The 17,353-nt window shown below is 69.9% G+C and carries 13 protein-coding genes and 1 pseudogene; 9 read left to right on the top strand and 5 right to left on the bottom strand.

Going from position 1 to position 17,353, the window contains the following annotated elements; translation table 11 throughout:
* The first annotated feature begins 16 nt into the window (after positions 1-16).
* Both SPR02S_RS45135 and SPR02S_RS45130 read left to right on the top strand, forming a co-directional pair.
* Positions 17-1,306 (top strand): hypothetical protein, encoded by a 1,290-nt coding sequence (locus SPR02S_RS45135; RefSeq protein WP_019063649.1) that lies wholly within the window; start codon positions 17-19, stop codon positions 1,304-1,306.
* Positions 1,303-2,184, top strand: a complete 882-nt coding sequence (locus SPR02S_RS45130; RefSeq protein WP_026151460.1) for an alpha/beta fold hydrolase — start codon at positions 1,303-1,305, stop codon at positions 2,182-2,184. Before SPR02S_RS45135 ends, SPR02S_RS45130 begins: the two co-directional genes overlap by 4 nt.
* A 13-nt stretch (positions 2,185-2,197) precedes the next feature.
* Here the strand turns inward: SPR02S_RS45130 and SPR02S_RS45125 are convergent, their stop codons facing one another.
* Complete coding sequence (locus SPR02S_RS45125; RefSeq protein ID WP_019063647.1) at positions 2,198-3,193, bottom strand: quinone oxidoreductase family protein; 996 nt, start codon at positions 3,191-3,193, stop codon at positions 2,198-2,200.
* A gap of 299 nt (positions 3,194-3,492) precedes the next feature.
* Here SPR02S_RS45125 and SPR02S_RS45120 point away from each other — a divergent pair.
* Positions 3,493-3,951 (top strand): annotated as a pseudogene (locus tag SPR02S_RS45120) (transposase); the annotation flags it as partial.
* Positions 3,952-4,366: 415 nt separating this feature from the next.
* Here SPR02S_RS45120 and SPR02S_RS45115 read toward each other — a convergent pair.
* Positions 4,367-5,269, bottom strand: a complete 903-nt coding sequence (locus SPR02S_RS45115; protein ID WP_019063645.1) for a LysR family transcriptional regulator — start codon at positions 5,267-5,269, stop codon at positions 4,367-4,369.
* Between the two features lie 185 nt (positions 5,270-5,454).
* Here SPR02S_RS45115 and SPR02S_RS45110 point away from each other — a divergent pair, with 185 nt between their 5' ends.
* Both SPR02S_RS45110 and SPR02S_RS57790 read left to right on the top strand, forming a co-directional pair.
* A complete protein-coding gene (locus SPR02S_RS45110; protein WP_019063644.1) occupies positions 5,455-6,393 on the top strand; it encodes a family 2A encapsulin nanocompartment shell protein in 939 nt (312 codons plus the stop codon).
* 2 nt (positions 6,394-6,395) lie between these two features.
* Positions 6,396-8,399 carry a family 2A encapsulin nanocompartment cargo protein cysteine desulfurase gene (locus SPR02S_RS57790; protein ID WP_052347157.1) on the top strand — a complete coding sequence of 668 codons (2,004 nt, stop codon included), beginning with the start codon at positions 6,396-6,398 and terminating at the stop codon, positions 8,397-8,399.
* A 90-nt stretch (positions 8,400-8,489) separates the two neighbouring features.
* Here SPR02S_RS57790 and SPR02S_RS45100 read toward each other — a convergent pair whose 3' ends face one another.
* On the bottom strand, positions 8,490-8,705 hold the full coding sequence (locus tag SPR02S_RS45100) for a hypothetical protein (RefSeq protein WP_019063642.1): 216 nt from the start codon (positions 8,703-8,705) through the stop codon (positions 8,490-8,492).
* Here SPR02S_RS45100 and SPR02S_RS61115 point away from each other — a divergent pair.
* Together SPR02S_RS61115 and SPR02S_RS45090 are read left to right on the top strand one after the other, a co-directional pair.
* A complete protein-coding gene (locus SPR02S_RS61115) occupies positions 8,607-8,981 on the top strand; it encodes a carboxypeptidase-like regulatory domain-containing protein (RefSeq protein WP_158697985.1) in 375 nt (124 codons plus the stop codon). The genes SPR02S_RS45100 and SPR02S_RS61115 overlap by 99 nt on opposite strands.
* Before the next feature lie 323 nt (positions 8,982-9,304).
* On the top strand, positions 9,305-13,471 hold the full coding sequence (locus tag SPR02S_RS45090; RefSeq protein WP_019063640.1) for a beta-galactosidase: 4,167 nt from the start codon (positions 9,305-9,307) through the stop codon (positions 13,469-13,471).
* 116 nt (positions 13,472-13,587) lie between these two features.
* On the opposite strand, the gene SPR02S_RS45085 is transcribed toward SPR02S_RS45090, so the two are convergent.
* Entirely contained in the window at positions 13,588-13,908 is a 321-nt protein-coding gene (locus SPR02S_RS45085) for a hypothetical protein (RefSeq protein WP_019063639.1), read from the bottom strand.
* A 277-nt stretch (positions 13,909-14,185) separates the two neighbouring features.
* On the opposite strand from SPR02S_RS45085, the gene SPR02S_RS45080 reads away from it, so the two are divergent.
* Positions 14,186-14,977: a hypothetical protein gene (locus SPR02S_RS45080; RefSeq protein WP_019063638.1), complete on the top strand. Its 792-nt coding sequence runs from the start codon at positions 14,186-14,188 to the stop codon at positions 14,975-14,977.
* On the opposite strand, the gene SPR02S_RS45075 is transcribed toward SPR02S_RS45080, so the two are convergent.
* Positions 14,970-15,254: a hypothetical protein gene (locus SPR02S_RS45075; protein ID WP_158697984.1), complete on the bottom strand. Its 285-nt coding sequence runs from the start codon at positions 15,252-15,254 to the stop codon at positions 14,970-14,972. The genes SPR02S_RS45080 and SPR02S_RS45075 overlap by 8 nt on opposite strands.
* A 511-nt stretch (positions 15,255-15,765) precedes the next feature.
* Between SPR02S_RS45075 and SPR02S_RS45070 the strand changes: the two genes are divergently transcribed.
* Positions 15,766-17,328 carry an MFS transporter gene (locus SPR02S_RS45070; RefSeq protein ID WP_019063636.1) on the top strand — a complete coding sequence of 521 codons (1,563 nt, stop codon included), beginning with the start codon at positions 15,766-15,768 and terminating at the stop codon, positions 17,326-17,328.
* The last annotated feature ends 25 nt before the right edge of the window (positions 17,329-17,353 follow it).

Genomic DNA, 17,353 nt, shown 5'->3' with positions numbered 1-17,353 from the left:
CCACACCGGAGGATCCATGCCCCCCTCACAGACCTCGACCGCACCCGCTCTCGGCGGCGCCCGATGGAACACCTTCCCCGAGGTCGGCACCATGACGGCCCGTCAGTTCTTCACCGGCACCGAGCCGTTGCTGCAAGGGGTCGTCGATGCCCTGCAGAGCGTCGACAGGGAGGTGCTGGATGCCCAAATCCACGCGACGCTCGGCCTCGGCACCCGCGAGACCTCCTTGCCGCTGCCCGGCGGCGCGGACCCCGCCCCGGCAATCCGGGAACTGGCCCCGCAGGCCGAGGCGTTGGGCCGGGAGATCGCCACATGGGCGACCATGACGCTGGACCGGCTGCTCACCCACCGGATACCGATGCCCGCCGGTCCCCTGGTCGTCCGCAGCCACTGCTACGGTCACCTGCTCACCCACCCCGCGACCGACCTGCTCATGGGCCGTCGCGGCGGGCCCGTCACGATGCAGCTCTACAACGAGTGGCTGCACCAGATGGTCCTGCTGCGCGACGCCCTGCTGCCCTTCACCAACTGGCAGGGTGTCCCGCTCCTGGTCACCCCGACCGGGCTACGGCACACCGAGCGAGCCCGCGACGCCTTCCTCACCGAACTCCTGGTCCGCCGGATCCGGCACACCGGCATCGTGGACTTCGCCCGACACGTCGTCACCGGCACCTCGGGCCCGGGCGGCTACGGCTTCGACCACGGCGACGGCACCGTCCTGCCCGCCGTGGTCGACGGATCGCCCCTCACCGCCCCCAGGTATCTGCTGACCTGGCGCCCCGCTCCCGGTCCCGCGGCCCATGACACCACCACGTATGTCGTCGAGGCGGAGGACTACTACGCCGCGCCCCGCACGCTCGTCGAGGACCTGCCGCCCGCCACCGGAACATCGGGGCCGACCACGGGCCGTGTCGTGACCGGGTCGGCCGGCGACGGGACACGCACCGCCCACATCGAAGTGACCCGCAACGGCACTCCCGCGCGCGTCGATCTCGGCCAGGCCCTGCGCGGTCACCGCTTCGCCCGACACACCCCGACCACCGGGACCGCACCGGCCGGCGAAGCCCGGACCGCCGACCTGTGGGACGTGCTGCGCGCACCCGGGCTGGTGTGGACGGAGGCAGGCGAGGTCACCGTGGACGCCACCGCTCAGGACGACCTGGTGGCGCTGGCACTGCTCGGTCGCCTCTACCCGGAGAACGTCGCCCTGCGCCACACCGGACACGCCGGTCCGGCAACCGCCGACAGCGACCGACCGGGCCGCGTCGTCATCGACCTGCCCGACCCCGAGACCGCGAGGAACTGATGTTCGACCATCACGGAGACCCCGTCCGTACAGGGCGTGCCACCGTCAACGGAACGAGCCTGCACTACCGCACCGCCGGGTCCGGCCCGGCGGTCGTACTGCTGCACGGCGTACCCAAGACGAGCTATCACTGGCGGCACCTCGTCCCCAGGCTGACGGCGCGGTACACGGTGGTCGTGCCCGACCTCCGTGGCCTCGGCGACTCCGCCCGTCCCGCGGACGGATACGACTCCGCGACGATGAGCGACGACATCGCCGCGCTGATGAGCAACCTCGGGCATGAGTCCTACAGCGTGATGGGCGAGGACTGGGGAGCCGTGATCGGCTACCAACTCGCCGCCCGACACCGCGACCACGTCAACGCCCTGGTGTTCGCCGAGGCGTTGTTCCCGGGATTCGGCTTCGAGGACTACACGGCGCTCACACCGGAGAACGTCTCCGGCGGCATGCACCTGTGGCATCTGGGTTTCTACTTCCAGCCGGACGTACCCGAGATGCTGATCGCCGGGCACGAACGTGAACTCATCACGTACATGCTGAAGTTCGAACGCAGCCACCCCGACACCGCCACCCCCGAAGCCGTCGACGAATACGTGCGCTGCTACTCGATGCCCGGCGGCATCCGCGCGATGCTGGCGATCTACCGCGCGATGCTCGTCGACGCCGAGCAGAACCGGCAGGCCGCACGGAAGAAGCTGGACATCCCGGTCCTGGCGCTCGGCGGCGACGCGTTCATCGGTGACCGGAACGAGGCCCAGATGCGGCTCTTCGCCCACGACGTCACCGGTCATGTCTTCAGCGCGGGCCACGACCTCGCCGAAGAGGTGCCGGACGAGGTGGCCGAGGTGGTGCTGCCGTTCCTGGCCGGGCGTCCGTAGCGTCTACGGCCGATCACTCCTCCGCTCGCACCGTCAGCAGGGTCTTCCCCACGTTGAGCCCCGCCTGCATCCGCTCGTGCGCCCGGGCGGCGGCAGCCAGCGGAAGGACATCGGCGACATCGATGTGCACGCTTGCGGAGGCGACGAGTTCCAGGGCCGCCAGAGCATGGGCTCGCAGGAGGACGGGGGCACGTCGGGAGACGTCACCGATGTTGTAGCCGGTCAGCGCGCGGTTGTTCTTCCAGAGGGGAAGGAGCGGCAGGTTCAGGTCGGGGTGGCGAGCGGCCTCGCCGTAGAAGGCGACACGGCCGAAGGGGGCCAGCACGTCCAGACTGGCGACACGGGTGGGGCCGCCCACCGGGTCGAGGACCACGTCCACGCCTTGCCCGTCGGTCGCGTCACGCACCGCGTCGGGGAAGTCCTCCCGCAGGAAGACCGCGTCGTATCCGAAACGCTTGGCGTACTCGGCCTTGTCGGCGCTGCCGACGGTGCCGTACACGGCGTCCGCGCCGAGTGCCCGGGCGATCTGGGCGGCCACGGAGCCCACGCCGCCGGCCGCCGCGTGGATCAGCACGCTGTCGCCGGGGCGGAGCCGGGCCGCTCCGGCGAGGAAGCCGTAGGCCGTGGGCAGGACGAGTGCGGACCCGCCGGCGGTGCGCAGGTCGATCTCGCCGCATGGGGTGCGCAGCGGGAACGTGAAGCGGGCCGGGGCGACCACGTACTCGGCGTAGCCGCCGCCGTCGGGCAGGTACACGGCGACGGGATCCCCGACGGCGAGCCCGCCGACGTCCTCGCCGAGCGCGGCGACATGCCCAGAGGCCTCCGTACCGGGGATGTCGAGTGGGCTCGGCGGGCCGAAGTCGCCCAGGCGGTGCTGGACTTCGGCGTAGTTCACTCCCGCGTAGGCCACCCGGACCAGGACCTCTCCGGGACCGGCCTGCGGGGTCGGCACCTCCACGGTGCGCAGCACCTCGGGCCCGCCGTTCTCGTCGAATCCGATCGCGCGCATGACGTGTCCTTCTGTGGTCGTTCGACGGCTGCCGGGTGCGGGCATGTTCGGCGGCGCACACCCGTGGTGGAGAGGTGGGGAACTCGGCCTGAGGCGCGTGCCGTTCAGCGGGCGGCGGCGCGACAGAGCGCGGCTGCGACACGTACGAGATCGACGCAGCGACGGCGGATCAAAGAGTGGCGCGGCATGCGGCGATGCCAGCATGGGTGACTCACGCACGTCAACGGCGGGACAGCGGTCCCCTCCTGGAGCCCGGAGGGAGCAACTCCCCGACACGCGGAGCATGTTCGTCCGCTGCGATGGCCTGTCACGCGGACGCGAACGCCTCGTTGTACGACGCACTCAACCACGGCCGTATCGACGCCACCCGGCTGCGGCAGACACTGGCCGCGCTCCCTCAGCCCAAGGCCGCCGACAACCGGCTGGTCCTGGCGGTCGACGTGAGCAATTGGCTGCGGCCGGAGGCCGAGTGCGGCGCGGAGAGGCTGTTCTGTCACGCCTACGGCCGCGGCCGGGACCAGCATCTGATGATCCCCGTCTGGCCCTACTCGTTCCTCGCCGCCCTGGAGACCGGGCGGACATTGTGGTGCCAGCTGCTGGACGCCATCCGCCTCGGTCCCGAGGGCGACGTCGCCGAGGCCACCGCCGCCCAGGTCCGCCGCGTCGTCACCGACCTCATCAACGGCGGCCAGTGGGAAGACGGCGATGCGGACATCCTGGTCGTCTTGGATGCCGGCTACGACGCCCCGCGCATGGCCCTGGGGTCGGGCTGGGGGTCTGCACGGTGCCCTGCGCGCGGCTGGTGGCGACGAACTGGGCGCCGGAGGCGTTCGCACTCGTAGGTCTCCAGCAGGGCTTCGGTCATACGACCCGTTGGGTGGGGTCCTCGCCGGTGCCGGAGTACGCGATCCGGTAAAACCGCGGCTCGCTGATCGGTACGACGCTGGCGAAGCTTCCGTCGGGTCTGGCCCATCCCGGTCACCGCGGCTGGCGGCGCCGCCGTGCCCGCGCCGAGCGCGACATCGGTGACGGTGTCTCCCGTGACGTCAAGAGACGTTCGACGTCTCAACTCACGCACGCACGCAGCTGCCTTGTTCGTGACCGAGCCCTTTACTCTGCCCCTGACCGTCGGCGGCTACCGACGCATCAATCGGGCCGCACCAGCGTGTGTCGTCAGGACGGCCACTCCGGTTCGGTGAGGGTCGCGGCGAGGGCGTCGAGGAGCACCTGGGCGGGCTGGGACGCGGGCGGCTTGCCGTAGACGGCGGCAGCGACCTGTCTGCGCATGCCGTCGATGCGGTGGAGCCTGACCCCGGGGTGCCTGTTGGCGAGGAGGGTGAGTCCGGGCAGCAGGCTCACGCCGAGTCCGGCCGCGACGAGCGCCTGTACGGCGACGTAGTCGTCGGTCTCGAACTCGACGATCGGCGAGAACCCGGCCCGCCCGCAGGCCGCGACGAGATGCTCGCGGCAGCGTTCGCACCCGGCGATCCAGCGCGTGTCGGCATAGGTGGCCAGGTCGGTCCGGGACCCGTCCCAGGAGCGGTCGGCCGGCGTGACCACGTACAACGGTTCGTCGAGGAGCGGTGTCATCGTGGTGTCGCGGCGATCGCGCTGGGGCGGGTCGCCGTGCTCGAAGATCAGCGCCACGTCGACGTCGTTCTCGCGCAGGGCGTTGAGCGCGTCCGGTGGCTCCGCCTCCCGCAAGGTCAGCTCGATGCCGGGGTACCGGTCCAGGACGCGGGCGGCGGCGAGCGGCACCAGGGTGGCCAACGCCGAGGGAAAGGCGGCCAGTCGGAACCGGCCGGTGCGCAGCCCGGCCAGCTCGTCCAGTTCGGCGTGCACCGACTCCACCTGCGCGAGGATCGACTCGGCGCGGTCCACCAGCAGCCGGCCGGCCTCCGTGAGCCGGATACCGCGCCCCATCCGCTGCAACAGCGGCATGCCGACCTCGGCCTCGAGCTTGGCGAGTTGATGGCTCACCGACGGCTGCGCGTAGTGCAGTGCCTCGGCGGCTGCCGTGATCGAACCCTCGCGGGCGACGGCGACCAATACGCGCAACCGACTCAAGTCGATCATTTGCGAATCATAGACCGCGTCGATGACAGCCTCGAAAACACGCATTGGACCATTACCGGACCTACTGCGACGGTGAATCGATAGTGGGTGCGAGAGATCGCGGCCGCACACCTTCCCGTCGGTGACCGTCGGCGATCTCACCCCGTCACGCGTGCCCGGCCCCGGGCGCGGAAAGGAGATGCCGCATGACCACGGTTGTGAATCCACCGTCGCGATCGATGTCGGTGAGCGACAGCGCGGCGCGGACCCTCGCGAACGCCACCAAGACCGTTCCCCAGATGAGCTCCATCACGCCTCGCTGGCTGGTGCATCTGATGTCCTGGGTCCCGGTCGAAGCCGGCATCTACCGGGTGAACAAGGTCGTTCACCCCGAGTCGGTGCGCATCGAATGCGACAACTATGACGAGTCGCCGCTGCCGGACACCTTCGTCGACTACGCGCGGGAACCCCGGGAGTACCGGCTCAAGGCCGTCCAGACGGTCCTGGACCTCCACACCCGGATCTCCGACCTGTACTCCAGCCCGCACAACCAGACCGCGCAGCAACTGCGGCTGACCATCGAGGCGGTGAAGGAGCATCAGGAGGGCGAGCTGATCAACAGCCCGGAGTACGGGATGCTGGCCAGCACGGCGGACACGCAGCGGATCTCCACGATGACCGGGCCGCCGACGCCGGACGACCTGGACGCCCTCATCACCAAGGTGTGGAAGCAGCCGGCCTTCTTCCTCACCCACCCCGAGGGGATCGCCGCGTTCGGCCGGGAATGCACCCGGCGAGGTGTACCGCCGGCCACGGTGAGCATGTTCGGCTCGCAGTTCCTGACCTGGCGCGGCCTGCCGATCGTCCCGTCGGACAAGGTCCCGCTGGAGAACGGGAAGACGAAGTTCATCCTGCTGCGCACCGGCGAGTCGCGCCAGGGCGTGGTGGGGCTGTTCCAGCCCGGGCTCTCGGGGGAGCAGGGGATGGGGTTGTCGGTGCGCTTCATGCAGATCGACCGCAGCGCCATCGCCTCCTACCTGATCTCCCTGTACTGCTCGCTCGCGGTACTCACGGAGGACGCCCTCGCCGTGCTGGACGACGTCGAGGTGGACAAGTTCCATGACTACGCGCCGAGTTACCGGTAGCCATGACCACGCCCCCGACCACCGGTAACGAAGCCGCCCCCGCGTGGCTGCCGGACGAGGAGACGCTGAGCCGAATGGCCGGGGAGTTCTTCCGAGCACTCCCCGGGCAGCCGGCGGACACGGAGGCCGCCCCGGTCCTCGACGGCCCGTCGCAGTGGCCGACGCCGACGGGTCTGCCGATGGCGGCATCCTCGTCTTCGGCGCCGGCGGGCACACCTGCCGCGGACCCGTCGGCCCTGGTTCCGGCGGCTGTGCCGACCGCGGAGACCAGTCCGCCGGTCTCCGCAGGCATGCCGACGGCAGCACCCTTTGCGCCGGTGCCGACAGCCACGCCCGCCGCGAACCCGTCCCCTCCGGCGCCGACCGGTCTGCCGTCCATGGATCCGCCGCCTCCGGCGCCGACCGCGGGGATGAGCCCGCCGTCCGGGCCGCCACCGACCAGCGCCGCGGCAACCCATATGGCGAGCCCTCCTACGGTGGGTCAGCCCGGCGGCGCCGGCTCCGTCCCGGAGTCACCGACCCCGACCGTGCCCCCGGGACCGCCGCCCGCCTCATCGCCGGCCGTACCGGCCCGACTCCCGGACCCGGGGCCGTACTACTTCCTCACCGAGGCACCCGGCTACCCCGCTCAGGCGCCGGAACTCCCCGGCTTCGGGCACCTGGGGCTGCCGCCCCTCTCCGAGCCGGTGTCACCGACAGCGACGACCGGGCCGTACTACTTCGTCCAGGAACCCGACACGTCCGGCGCGCCGTCGGGACTACAGCTCGACCACCACCCGGCCTTCGACGTGCACGTGGTTCGCCGGGATTTCCCGATCCTGTCCGAGCTGGTCAACGGCCGTCCGCTGATCTGGCTGGACAACGCCGCGACCACGCAGAAGCCGCAGGCGGTGATCGACCGGCTGGTCGAGTTCTACACACGGGAGAACTCCAACATCCACCGGGCGGCGCACGAGTTGGCCGCCCGGGCGACGGACGCCTACGAGGGCGCCAGGAAGACCGTCGCGCGGTTCGTCGGGGCGGGTTCCGCCGAGGAGATCGTGTTCGTCCGGGGCACCACCGAGGCGATCAACCTGGTCGCCAAGGCGTGGGGCCCCGCGCACATCCGCGCGGGCGACGAGATCGTGCTCTCCCATCTGGAGCACCACGCCAACATCGTGCCCTGGCAGATGCTGGCGGAACAGACCGGTGCGGTGATCAAGGTGATCCCGGTCGACGACAGCGGCCAGTTGCTGCTCGACGAGTACATCGCGCTCCTGTCGGACCGGACGAAGCTGGTCGCGGTCACCCAGATGTCCAACGCGCTCGGCACCGTCGTACCGGTCGAGCAGATCATCGCGATCGGACACCGGGCAGGGGCACGCGTCCTGGTCGACGCCGCGCAGTCGGTCCCGCACCTGCCGATCGATGTCAGGGCGCTGGACGCGGACTTCCTGGTCTTCTCCGGGCACAAGCTGTTCGGGCCGACCGGGATCGGGGTGCTCTACGCCAAACGGGAGGTTCTCGAGGACATGCCTCCGTGGGAGGGCGGCGGCAACATGATCACCGACGTCACCTTCGAGAAGTCCAGCTTCCAGCCGCCGCCGGGCCGCTTCGAGGCCGGCACCGGCAACATCGCCGACGCGGTGGGCCTGGCCGCCGCCATCGACTACGTCGAGCGCATCGGCCTGCCGAACATCGCCGCCTACGAGCACACCCTGGTCGAACACGCCACGGAAGGCCTGCGCGGCGTGCCCGGGCTCCGGTTGGTCGGCACGGCCCCGAACAAGGCGAGCATCGTGTCGTTCGTCCTGGACGGCTACGAGCCGGCCGAGGTGGGCACCGCGCTCAACGAGGAGGGCATCGCGGTACGTTCGGGCCACCACTGCGCACAGCCGATCCTGCGCCGGTACGGGCTGGAGGCCACCGTCCGTCCGTCGTTCGCCTTCTACAACACGCACGGGGAAGTGGACGCGCTGATCGCGGCGGTGCACCGGCTCGCGGACCGCCGAGGCGGGCGCCGCTAGCCGTGCGTTGCCTCTGAAGCGGTACGGCGGAGACCTGTCCGAGGTCTCCGCCGTACCGGCACGAAGCCGGCCGATCCGTCCTCCGGCGGGTCACTTCTTCAGCCGGCCGACCTTCGTGCAGTCGACGTGCGCGAGGCCGCTCGCACCGTAGTCGGCGAGGGTCGAGCGGACCGCGAGGACCTGGGGTCGCTGGTAGACCGGGATGGAGTGGCCCAGTGCCCAGATCTTGGCGTCGGCCTCGTTGTAGAGCTTGTTCGCCTCGGTGGTGTCAGCCTCAAGGTCACGAACCCGCGGACCTGGGGTCATCTCTCCGGAACGGTCACCGACAAGCGCACGGGGGCACCGCTCGCGGCGGCCACGGTCCTGATCTGCTCGGTGGCGCACGCCGGAACGACCGGCTGCGGCCACCTCGTACACACCGTACGCACGGACTCCGACGGCCACTACAACCTCTGGCTCGACGCCCGCCCGAGCCCGCTGCGGATCACGGCCTCGGCCGCCGGCCGCCCCTTTGCATCCAAGGAGTTGATCCTGCTGCCGGGCCGCGCCACGACGGCCGACCTGTCGCTGACCGCGACCTGACCCCACCGCCACCCGTTCCCGTCGCGCCCGCCCGGACGCTCTGTCCGAGCGGGCGCGGCTTCGCCTTCCGGACCAGACCCTCAACAGCGGGTCCAGCAAGCCGCCTCCGGGTGACACGACGGCCGACCGGAGCACCGGGAGCGGGGGCCAACGGGCGTTGGCTGTCCTGACGATGCCGGGTCGGGTCCCGGATGTGAGCCCGGGACCCGACGACCTCTCGACTGTGTTCTTCCGACCCATTGTGGTTGGGCCCACGCCCCCTTACTGTTCGGCTTTGCCTGAGTCTGTTTGATGCTGTTCGCCCAGTCGGTCTGGAGGCCGCCGTGCGGGATGGTCGGAACGGTTCAGAGAGTGCGAGACCCGGTCGCCGTCGCTGGTGGAGAGCGATCCTCGCGACAGCCGCGACCATCGCCCTGGCGGCCGGCCTGACCGCGCCGGCCACGGCGGCGGCGCAGGACGTCGGCGAGCAGCCGCCCGCCGTCGGTCCGCAGGCGCACACCGTGACTCTCGACGGCTACTCCTTCCTCGTCGACGGCAAACGCACCTATCTGTGGTCCGGTGAGTTCCACTACTTCCGGCTCCCCAGCCAGGACCTGTGGCGCGACATCTTTCAGAAGATGAAGGCCGCCGGCTTCAACTCGACCTCCCTGTACTTCGATTGGGGCTACCACTCGCCAAAGCCGGGGGTGTACGACTTCACCGGGGTGCGGGACGTCGACAAGCTGCTCGACATGGCCCAGGAGGCCGGCCTCTACGTCATCGCCCGCCCGGCGCCGTACATCAACGCGGAGGTCGACAGCGGCGGCCTGCCCGGCTGGCTGACCACCAAGGCGGAGAACAACCGCAGCGACGACCCGCGGTTCCTGAAGTACGCCGACGAGTGGCTGACCCAGATCGACCGGATCATCGCCCGGCACCAACTCACCAACGGCACCGGGTCAGTTATCGCCTACCAGGTCGAGAACGAGTACTACAACGGCTCGACCGCAGGCCGTTCCTACATGCAGCACCTGGAGGACAAGGCCCGCGCCGACGGCATCACGGTCCCGCTCACCGGCAACAACAACGGCACCTTCAACTCCGGTACCGGCGCCCTGGACGTCGACGGCCCGGACTCCTACCCGCAGGGCTTCGACTGCTCCAACCCCGCGAAGTGGAACGGCGTCCCGGACATCAGCTACGACCACCCGGCCGGAAAACCGCTGTACTCACCGGAGTTCCAGGGCGGCGCCTTCGACCCCTGGGGCGGACCGGGCTACGACAAGTGTGCGCAGCTCATCAACGACCAGTTCGCCAACGTCTTCTACAAGCAGAACATCGCCGTCGGCGCGACCGCGCAGAGCTTCTACATGACGTACGGCGGCACCAACTGGGGCTGGCTGGGCATGCCCGAGAACTACACGTCGTACGACTACGGGGCCGCGATCCGCGAGACGCGTCAGCTCGATCCGAAGTACGACGAGGACAAACTCATCGGCTACTTCACGCAGTCGGTCGCCCCGCTGACCAAGACCGAGGCGATCCGGGCAACACCGCCGGACGACTCCGCGGTCGTGGACACCGCCCGGATGAACCCCGACACCAAGACGCAGTTCCACGTGCTGCGGCACGGCAACTCCACGTCCACGGCAGTCGACAGGACCCACATCTCCCTGGACTTCAACGCCCAGCCGACCAATGACACCACCTACACCTGGGACGACCCCGACTCCGCGCTCCAGTACGCCGGTTCGTGGTCGCACGTGGCCAACACGAGCTACACCGGCGGCGATTACAAGCACACGGAGTCGTTCTCGAACAAGGCCGGCGACTCGCTCACCGTCCCCTTCGACGGCACCGCGATCCGCTGGATCGGCTCGAAGACCAACAACCACGGCAACGCCGACGTCTACCTCGACGACACGAAGGTGGCGACGGTCGACGACTCCGGCAGCGAGAGCCAGGCCGTGCTCTTCCAGAAGACCGGGCTGACACCCGGCGCACACACGCTGAAGATCGTCGTCGCCGGGAACCACAGCTCGGGATCCACGGACAACTACGTGGCCGTCGACGCCATCGACGTACCGACAGCCGCCACCGCCGAGCCGACCTACCCGGTCGTGCCGCAGCAGCCCGGCACCGCGATCACCCTCGACGGACGCGACTCCCACGTAATCGTGGCCAACTACCGCCTCGGCGAAGCGCAGTTGCAGTACTCGACCTCCGAGATCATGACCAGCGCGACCATCGGGGACCGGGACATCGCCGTGCTCTACGGCGACCAGGGCAGCGACGGCGAAACCGTCCTGCGCTATGGCTCCAGACCCACCGTGACCGCCAACGGCGGTACGGTCGCGACCAGTTGGGACCAGGCCACCGGAGACCTGCGGCTCAACTACACGCACAAGGGCCTGATCCGCGTCAGCATCACCGGCGACGGACAGCGCCCCCTGCTCCTGCTCCTCGGTGACAAGGCCACGGCGAAGACCTTCTGGCGTCAGGACACGGCGAGCGGCCCGGTGCTCGTGCGCGGCACCCACCTGCTGCGCACGGCGACCAGCCTGCACGGCGGCCACACCGTGGCACTCACCGGCGACAACGCCGACGACAAGAACATCGAGGTGTTCACCTCCGCCGCCCAAGTCACCTGGAACGGCAGGACGTTGGGCACCCACTCCACCGACACGGGGAGCCGCACCGGGAAGATCGCGGTCGCCGCCCCGATGCACCTGCCGACGCTCACCGACTGGAAGCACGCCGAGGAATCCCCCGAAGCGTCCCCCGGTTTCGACGACACCAGCTGGCAGGTGGCCGACAAGTCGACCACCAACAGCGTCTCCGGCGCCAACTCACTGCCGGTGCTCTACGCGGACGACTACGGCTTCCACACCGGCAACACCTGGTACCGCGGCCGCTTCCGCGCCACCGGCAAGGAGACCGGCATCCACCTGGTGTCGGACTCCGGGGGAGGAGCGCAGGCGTTCTCCGCCTGGCTGAACGGCACCTTCCTGGGCAGCTCCACCACGGGCAGCGGCGACTTCGCCTTCCCGGCCGGCTCCGTGAAGTCCACCGGCGACAACGTCCTCTCCGTGCTCACCGTCAACATGGGGCACGAGGAGGACTACAACTCCTCCAACGGCAACAAGACCGCGCGCGGCCTGACCAGCGCCTCCCTCGTCGGCGCGCCACTGACGTCCGTCACCTGGCGCCTCCAGGGCGTCCGGGGCGGCGAGGACCTCCAGGACACGGTCCGCGGCCCGCTCTCGACGGGCGGCCTCTACGGCGAGCGGGCGGGCTGGTCCCTGCCGGGCTACCCGGACGGCGACTGGAACCGGGTGTCCCTCCCGACGACCGACACGACACCCGGTGTCTCCTGGTACCGCACCGACGCCAAGCTGGACCTGCCGCGCGGCCAGGACACGTCGCTCGGGCTGACATTCACCGACGACCCGTCACGCAAGTACCGCGCCACGATCTTCGTGAACGGCTGGCAGGTCGGCAACTACGTCAACTACCTCGGCCCGCAGCACACCTTCCCGGTCCCCAACGGCATCCTGAACCCGAACGGCCACAACAGCATCGCCATCGCCGTGTGGAACCTCGACGGCACCACCGGCGGCCTCGGCAAGGTCGCACTGACCGACTACGGCAGTTACGCCTCGTCCCTGCGCGTCGCGCAGAACGACAGTCCTCGCTACGACGCCCGGACCTATGCCATGCCCAAGCGTCCGGGAGCGGACGTCACCCTGGACGTGCCGGACACCGCCAAGCCGGGACAGGCCTTCACCGCCCGGGCGGCGGTGCGGGTGCCGAAGGACCGTCAGTCCGCTTCCGGACTGACGGCGTCGCTCTCCGCCCCCGACGGCTGGAGCGTGAGCGCCTCGAGCCCCACCTCGGTCAAGCGTCTGGAGCCCGGGGCATCGGCCACCTTCACCTGGCAGGTCGAGCCGCCGACCGGAACGTTGTCATCCGCCTCGGCACTCACCGCCACGGTGCACTACCGGCAGAACGGACGGCAGCTCGTCGGCGATGACGAACGGATCGTCGGCGGAATACCGCCCGCTCCGCCTGCCGGGAAGAGCGACGTGAGCGCCCTGCCGTTCCTCTCCTCCACGAACGGATGGGGCCCGGTGGAGCGGGACACCAGCGTCGGCGAACAGGCGGCCGGTGACGGCCGCCCGATCACCATCGCCGGCGCCGGCTACGCCAAGGGCCTGGGCACCAACTCCGTCAGCGACGTCGAGCTCTACCTCGCCGGACAGTGCTCGCGGTTGACGGCGGACGTCGGCGTCGACGACGAGACGGGAGACGCGGGCACGGTGACGTTCTCCGTGGTCGCCGACGGCAAGACCCTGGTCACCACGCCGACGATCCGCGGTGGGCAGGCCGCGGTGCCGATCGACGTCGACGTCAGCGGTGCCCAGGTGATCGACCTCAAGGTCGGTGACGCGGGCGACGGCAACGGCAACGACCACGGGGACTGGGGGATGCCGACGCTGACGTGTGGGTGATCGAGCGTCGGTTCGTTCGCGAGGTGGGGTCGACGGCTGAGGACTGGGGCTCCGGGGAATTCCTCCGACGCCGGGGAGTCGCCGTCGGCTCCCCGGCGGGTGAGCGAAGCCGGTTCCTACGCGGGGCTCGAATCATCGAGGAAGCGAAGCAACACAGCGGCCTCGGCACGGAGTCGTGCGGTTCGGATCGCGTGCGCGGGCGCGGTCAACTGGGCCGCGGCCTCCAGACGCTCGGCGGCTTCGGCTTTCACGATCTCGACCACCCTGTGCTCACTCAGCTCACGCCGAGCCGCCTCCGTGACGCCGACACCGAGCGGCGACTGCTCAAGGGCCGAGCCACGAAGCTCGGTTTCCGGCACGGCCACCGCCTCGGCGTTGTCCAGCGCGCCAAGGGTTGCCCGAAGGGCGCTCACCGCGGCCTTGTCACCTGCGCGCATCGCTTCCGGGAGCGCTCGACGCATACGAAGACGTAGAGACATGCCGGTGACCCTATGGCGGCGCCCTTCGGCCCACAACGCGAATTCCGTGCTGCGCCGGACCTGTCGCGGCGATGGGCTGCACCGGGGGCATCGTCTCCCTGCCCGGTGAATGCGGGCGTTGGTTCGAAGAACAGGGCAACCGGGACCGTCCCTCACGGGTCTAGCCACCGATGACACACCATCAGGTTTCGTCGTGCGGGGAGGCGGCGAACCCAGTGTCCCGAGGGGGGACTTCATGCGTATACGCCCGGCCGTGGCGGTCATCTTCCTGACTGCCACCCTTTCAGCATCGGTGCTTCCGGCAACCGCCCAAGCGGCGGGCACGGCCGCTGCCGACGACACCACGTTCTCGAACGTCGTGGTCAACGGAGGCAAGGACATCGTGCTCGGCCCGACCACCAGAAAGACCGTCACGATCACGTGGACGGCCCACGACCCGGAGGGCGTTGCCGCGTCCTGGGCCTACCTGTGGCACGGTCCCAACACCGACGACGCCGACGGCATCCTGCCGCTGTACCCGCCGGCGGGAACATGCGTGGTGTCGTCGGCCGACCCGACCACCGCCGCCTGCAAGGTGAGCATCGCTGTGAGCGCCGCGCGGGACTTCGACCACAACGGCCTCGCCGGCGCCTGGAAGGTGCTCGCCGGGGCGCAGGACACCGACGACAACTGGACGGAGACCGACGTCGCCGGTACGGCGAACTTCAAGCGGTACGCCAGGGTGACGGTCAACGCCTCGCCCGAGCCGGTGAAGAAGGGCAGGACGATCACGGTCACCGGGAAGCTGACCCGCGCCAACTGGGAGAGCGGCACCTACACCGGCTACCAGGGGCGGCCGGTCCAACTGCAGTTCCGTAAGAAGGGCAGTTCCGTCTACACCGCGCTGAAGACCGTCACCACCGGCGTCGGAGGCAAGCTGAGGACCACTACCAAGGCCAAGGCCGACGGCTACTACCGCTTCGTCTTCACCGGCACCCCCACCACCGGCCCGTCCACGGCGAAAGGCGACTTCGTCGACGTCAGGTGACGAACCGCGCCGACTCCCGCCTGTCGGTGCGGTGTCGCGGTCGCTCGGGGATGGCGGGCGTCCATCGGAGGAAGCGTCGGGTGAACGTCTGGACCACCGCCTTCGTGCAGGTCCCGGCGGAGCGGAAGACACGGGTCGCCGGCCCGTCCGAACGGCCGGTGATCGTGGCGTGGTCGCCCGAGTACTCGATCCGGTTGCCTGCCGACGGGCGCACGAGCAGGCGTCGTGAGGCGGCCCGGTCGCTGCCCGGCGGCTGCGTCGCGGTCGACCTCTGCACCAGGCCGACGGATGCGGAAGTCGCAGATGGAGGCGACCATGAGCCTCATCGAGGCGAGTGGAGATTCCCGTATGACGTGTTCCGCTGAACTTCTTCGGTATGGCCTGTGCCGCCTCGCGCCGACCACTATGCGCGCGGACCTGCCCGACGCCGCAGTGGGACCGTCGGCCCTGCTCGCCGGCACCGTCGTGAGGCTTCTGTCCGGCAGGCGCCGGCAGTCTGCGCGGAGACCGCTGCCAATGTCCTGGGCAGGGCTTCCGCCCCACTTCACCCCGTCCGGCCGCTGCGGGCGGTCCGATGGCCTGCGCGAGCGCCGGTGCCGGGACCGGGACCGGGACCGGCCAGATCATGTCTGGCATCAGGGTCGATCCGTCGGCCCGTCTTCGGCTCCGCCACGGCAGCCCCTGATCGGGCCTGCCCGCGACGAGCTCCTTCCACGGGCCGCCCGGCCGACGGGTTCGGAGCAGGGGACTGCTCACCCGTAAGCGCGCACGGCTCGGAAAGGACACCGATGTCCGGAACTGGAACCTCCTCCTCGTCCCGACGGCTGACACTGGCCGCGATGATCTTCGCGGTGGCGATGACGTTCATCGACCAGACGATCGTGTCCATCGCCGCACCGAACATCCAGGCGGAGTTGGGGCTGTCGAACACCGGCGTGCAGTGGGCCATCAACTCCTACCTGCTGGCGATGGCCGCCCTGTTCGCCTTCGGGGGACGGCTGGCCGACACCGTCGGGCACCGGCGCATGGTCGTCCTCGGGGTGGTCGTCTTCGCCGTCGCGTCCGCGCTGTGCGGGCTGACGCCCAAGGGCGGCGCCGCCGAGGGGTGGCTGATCGCGTTCCGGGCGCTCCAGGGGGCGGGCGGAGCGCTGATGTATCCCGCAGCCCTGGCCATCGTGGTCAACTCCTACGCGTTGCAGGAGCGTGGCAAGGCACTCGCCCTGTTCTTCGGCATCGCGGGCGGTCTCACCGCGGTCGGTCCGATCCTCGGCGGCTGGCTGACGCAATGGACCTGGCGGGCCATCTTCTGGGTCAACATTCCCGTCGCCGTCGTGGCACTGGTGCTCATCGCGATGGCGCGTCCGCACAGCCCGCACCGGCCGGCGCCCATGGACTACCGCGGACTGGCCCTCATCGTGGCCGGCGTGGGCCTGAGCATCTTCGGCTTCCAGCAGTCCTATCTGTGGGGCTGGCACTCCGTGGCGACCTGGCTGTGCATCGTCGTGGGCCTGCTGCTGCTCGTGGTCTTCGTCCTCGTCGAGAGGCGAACGGCCCATCCGCTGCTGGACGTCGAACTCTTCCGCGACCGGGCCTTCTCCGTACAGAACGTCGTCCTGGGCGTGGCGATGGCAGCCTTCGTGCCGGTGTTCTTCTTCACGAGCGTGTACGCGGAGGTCGCCCTTGGGAAGAAGCCCTCCGAGGCCAGCCTCGACCTGCTCTACTTCTTCCTCGGCTTCGTGGTGGCCGCGCAGGTCGGCGGACGGATGCTCGACCGCATCGGCGCCAAGCGGCCCGTGGTGCTGGGCTGCGCGCTGTCCTGCGTCGGCTACTTCCTGTGGGCGGGCCGGGTGACCGGGCTGAGCGAGAGCCGCATCGTGTGGTGCATCGTGCTCGCGGGAGCAGGAATGGGACTGATGCTGGGACAGGCCAACACCGACGCGGTCAACCGGGTACCCCAGCTGTCCTACGGCGAAGCGACCGGAGTCACGCAGACCGTGCGCAACTACGGCTCCAGCCTGGGCCTGGCCGTCCTCGGCACGATCTTCGCCTCGGTGCTCCAGTCACGGATCACCCAGTCTCTGATCGCACAGGGTATGGGCCACGATGCGGCGAGCCGGGAGGCCAAATCGATCTCCCAGCTGAGCTCAGGACAAGGCAGTGGTGGCACCGCGTCCCTTCCGCACTTCGTCCGGCTGGGCGTGGCCGAGGCCACCCGCTCGGTGCTGCTCGGCATGAGCGTGATCATGGCCGTCGCCTTCGTCGTCGCCCTGTTCGGCCTGCGACGCGGAGTCCAACAGGAACTGCCCGCCGACAAGAGGGAATCGAGGCCGGCACCGGAAACCGGAGACTGACGGGACGTCACGGCAAGCAGAACGA

Origin of the sequence: Streptomyces prunicolor NBRC 13075 (assembly GCF_000367365.1) — a bacterium.
In the GTDB taxonomy this organism is placed as follows: Bacteria; Actinomycetota; Actinomycetes; order Streptomycetales; family Streptomycetaceae; genus Streptomyces; species Streptomyces prunicolor.
This window is presented reverse-complemented; position numbering and strand designations above follow the sequence as displayed.

Excerpts from the sequence above, each read along its gene's own strand:
- SPR02S_RS45135 (WP_019063649.1), top strand. The coding sequence starts at position 17 with ATGCCCCCCTCACAGACCTCGACCGCACCCGCTCTCGGCGGCGCCCGA.
- SPR02S_RS45125 (WP_019063647.1), bottom strand. The coding sequence starts at position 3,193 with ATGCGCGCGATCGGATTCGACGAGAACGGCGGGCCCGAGGTGCTGCGC.
- SPR02S_RS45115 (WP_019063645.1), bottom strand. The coding sequence starts at position 5,269 with ATGATCGACTTGAGTCGGTTGCGCGTATTGGTCGCCGTCGCCCGCGAG.
- SPR02S_RS45110 (WP_019063644.1), top strand. The coding sequence starts at position 5,455 with ATGACCACGGTTGTGAATCCACCGTCGCGATCGATGTCGGTGAGCGAC.
- SPR02S_RS57790 (WP_052347157.1), top strand. The coding sequence starts at position 6,396 with ATGACCACGCCCCCGACCACCGGTAACGAAGCCGCCCCCGCGTGGCTG.
- SPR02S_RS45100 (WP_019063642.1), bottom strand. The coding sequence starts at position 8,705 with ATGACCCCAGGTCCGCGGGTTCGTGACCTTGAGGCTGACACCACCGAG.
- SPR02S_RS45085 (WP_019063639.1), bottom strand. The coding sequence starts at position 13,908 with ATGCGCGCAGGTGACAAGGCCGCGGTGAGCGCCCTTCGGGCAACCCTT.
- SPR02S_RS45080 (WP_019063638.1), top strand. The coding sequence starts at position 14,186 with ATGCGTATACGCCCGGCCGTGGCGGTCATCTTCCTGACTGCCACCCTT.
- SPR02S_RS45070 (WP_019063636.1), top strand. The coding sequence starts at position 15,766 with ATGTCCGGAACTGGAACCTCCTCCTCGTCCCGACGGCTGACACTGGCC.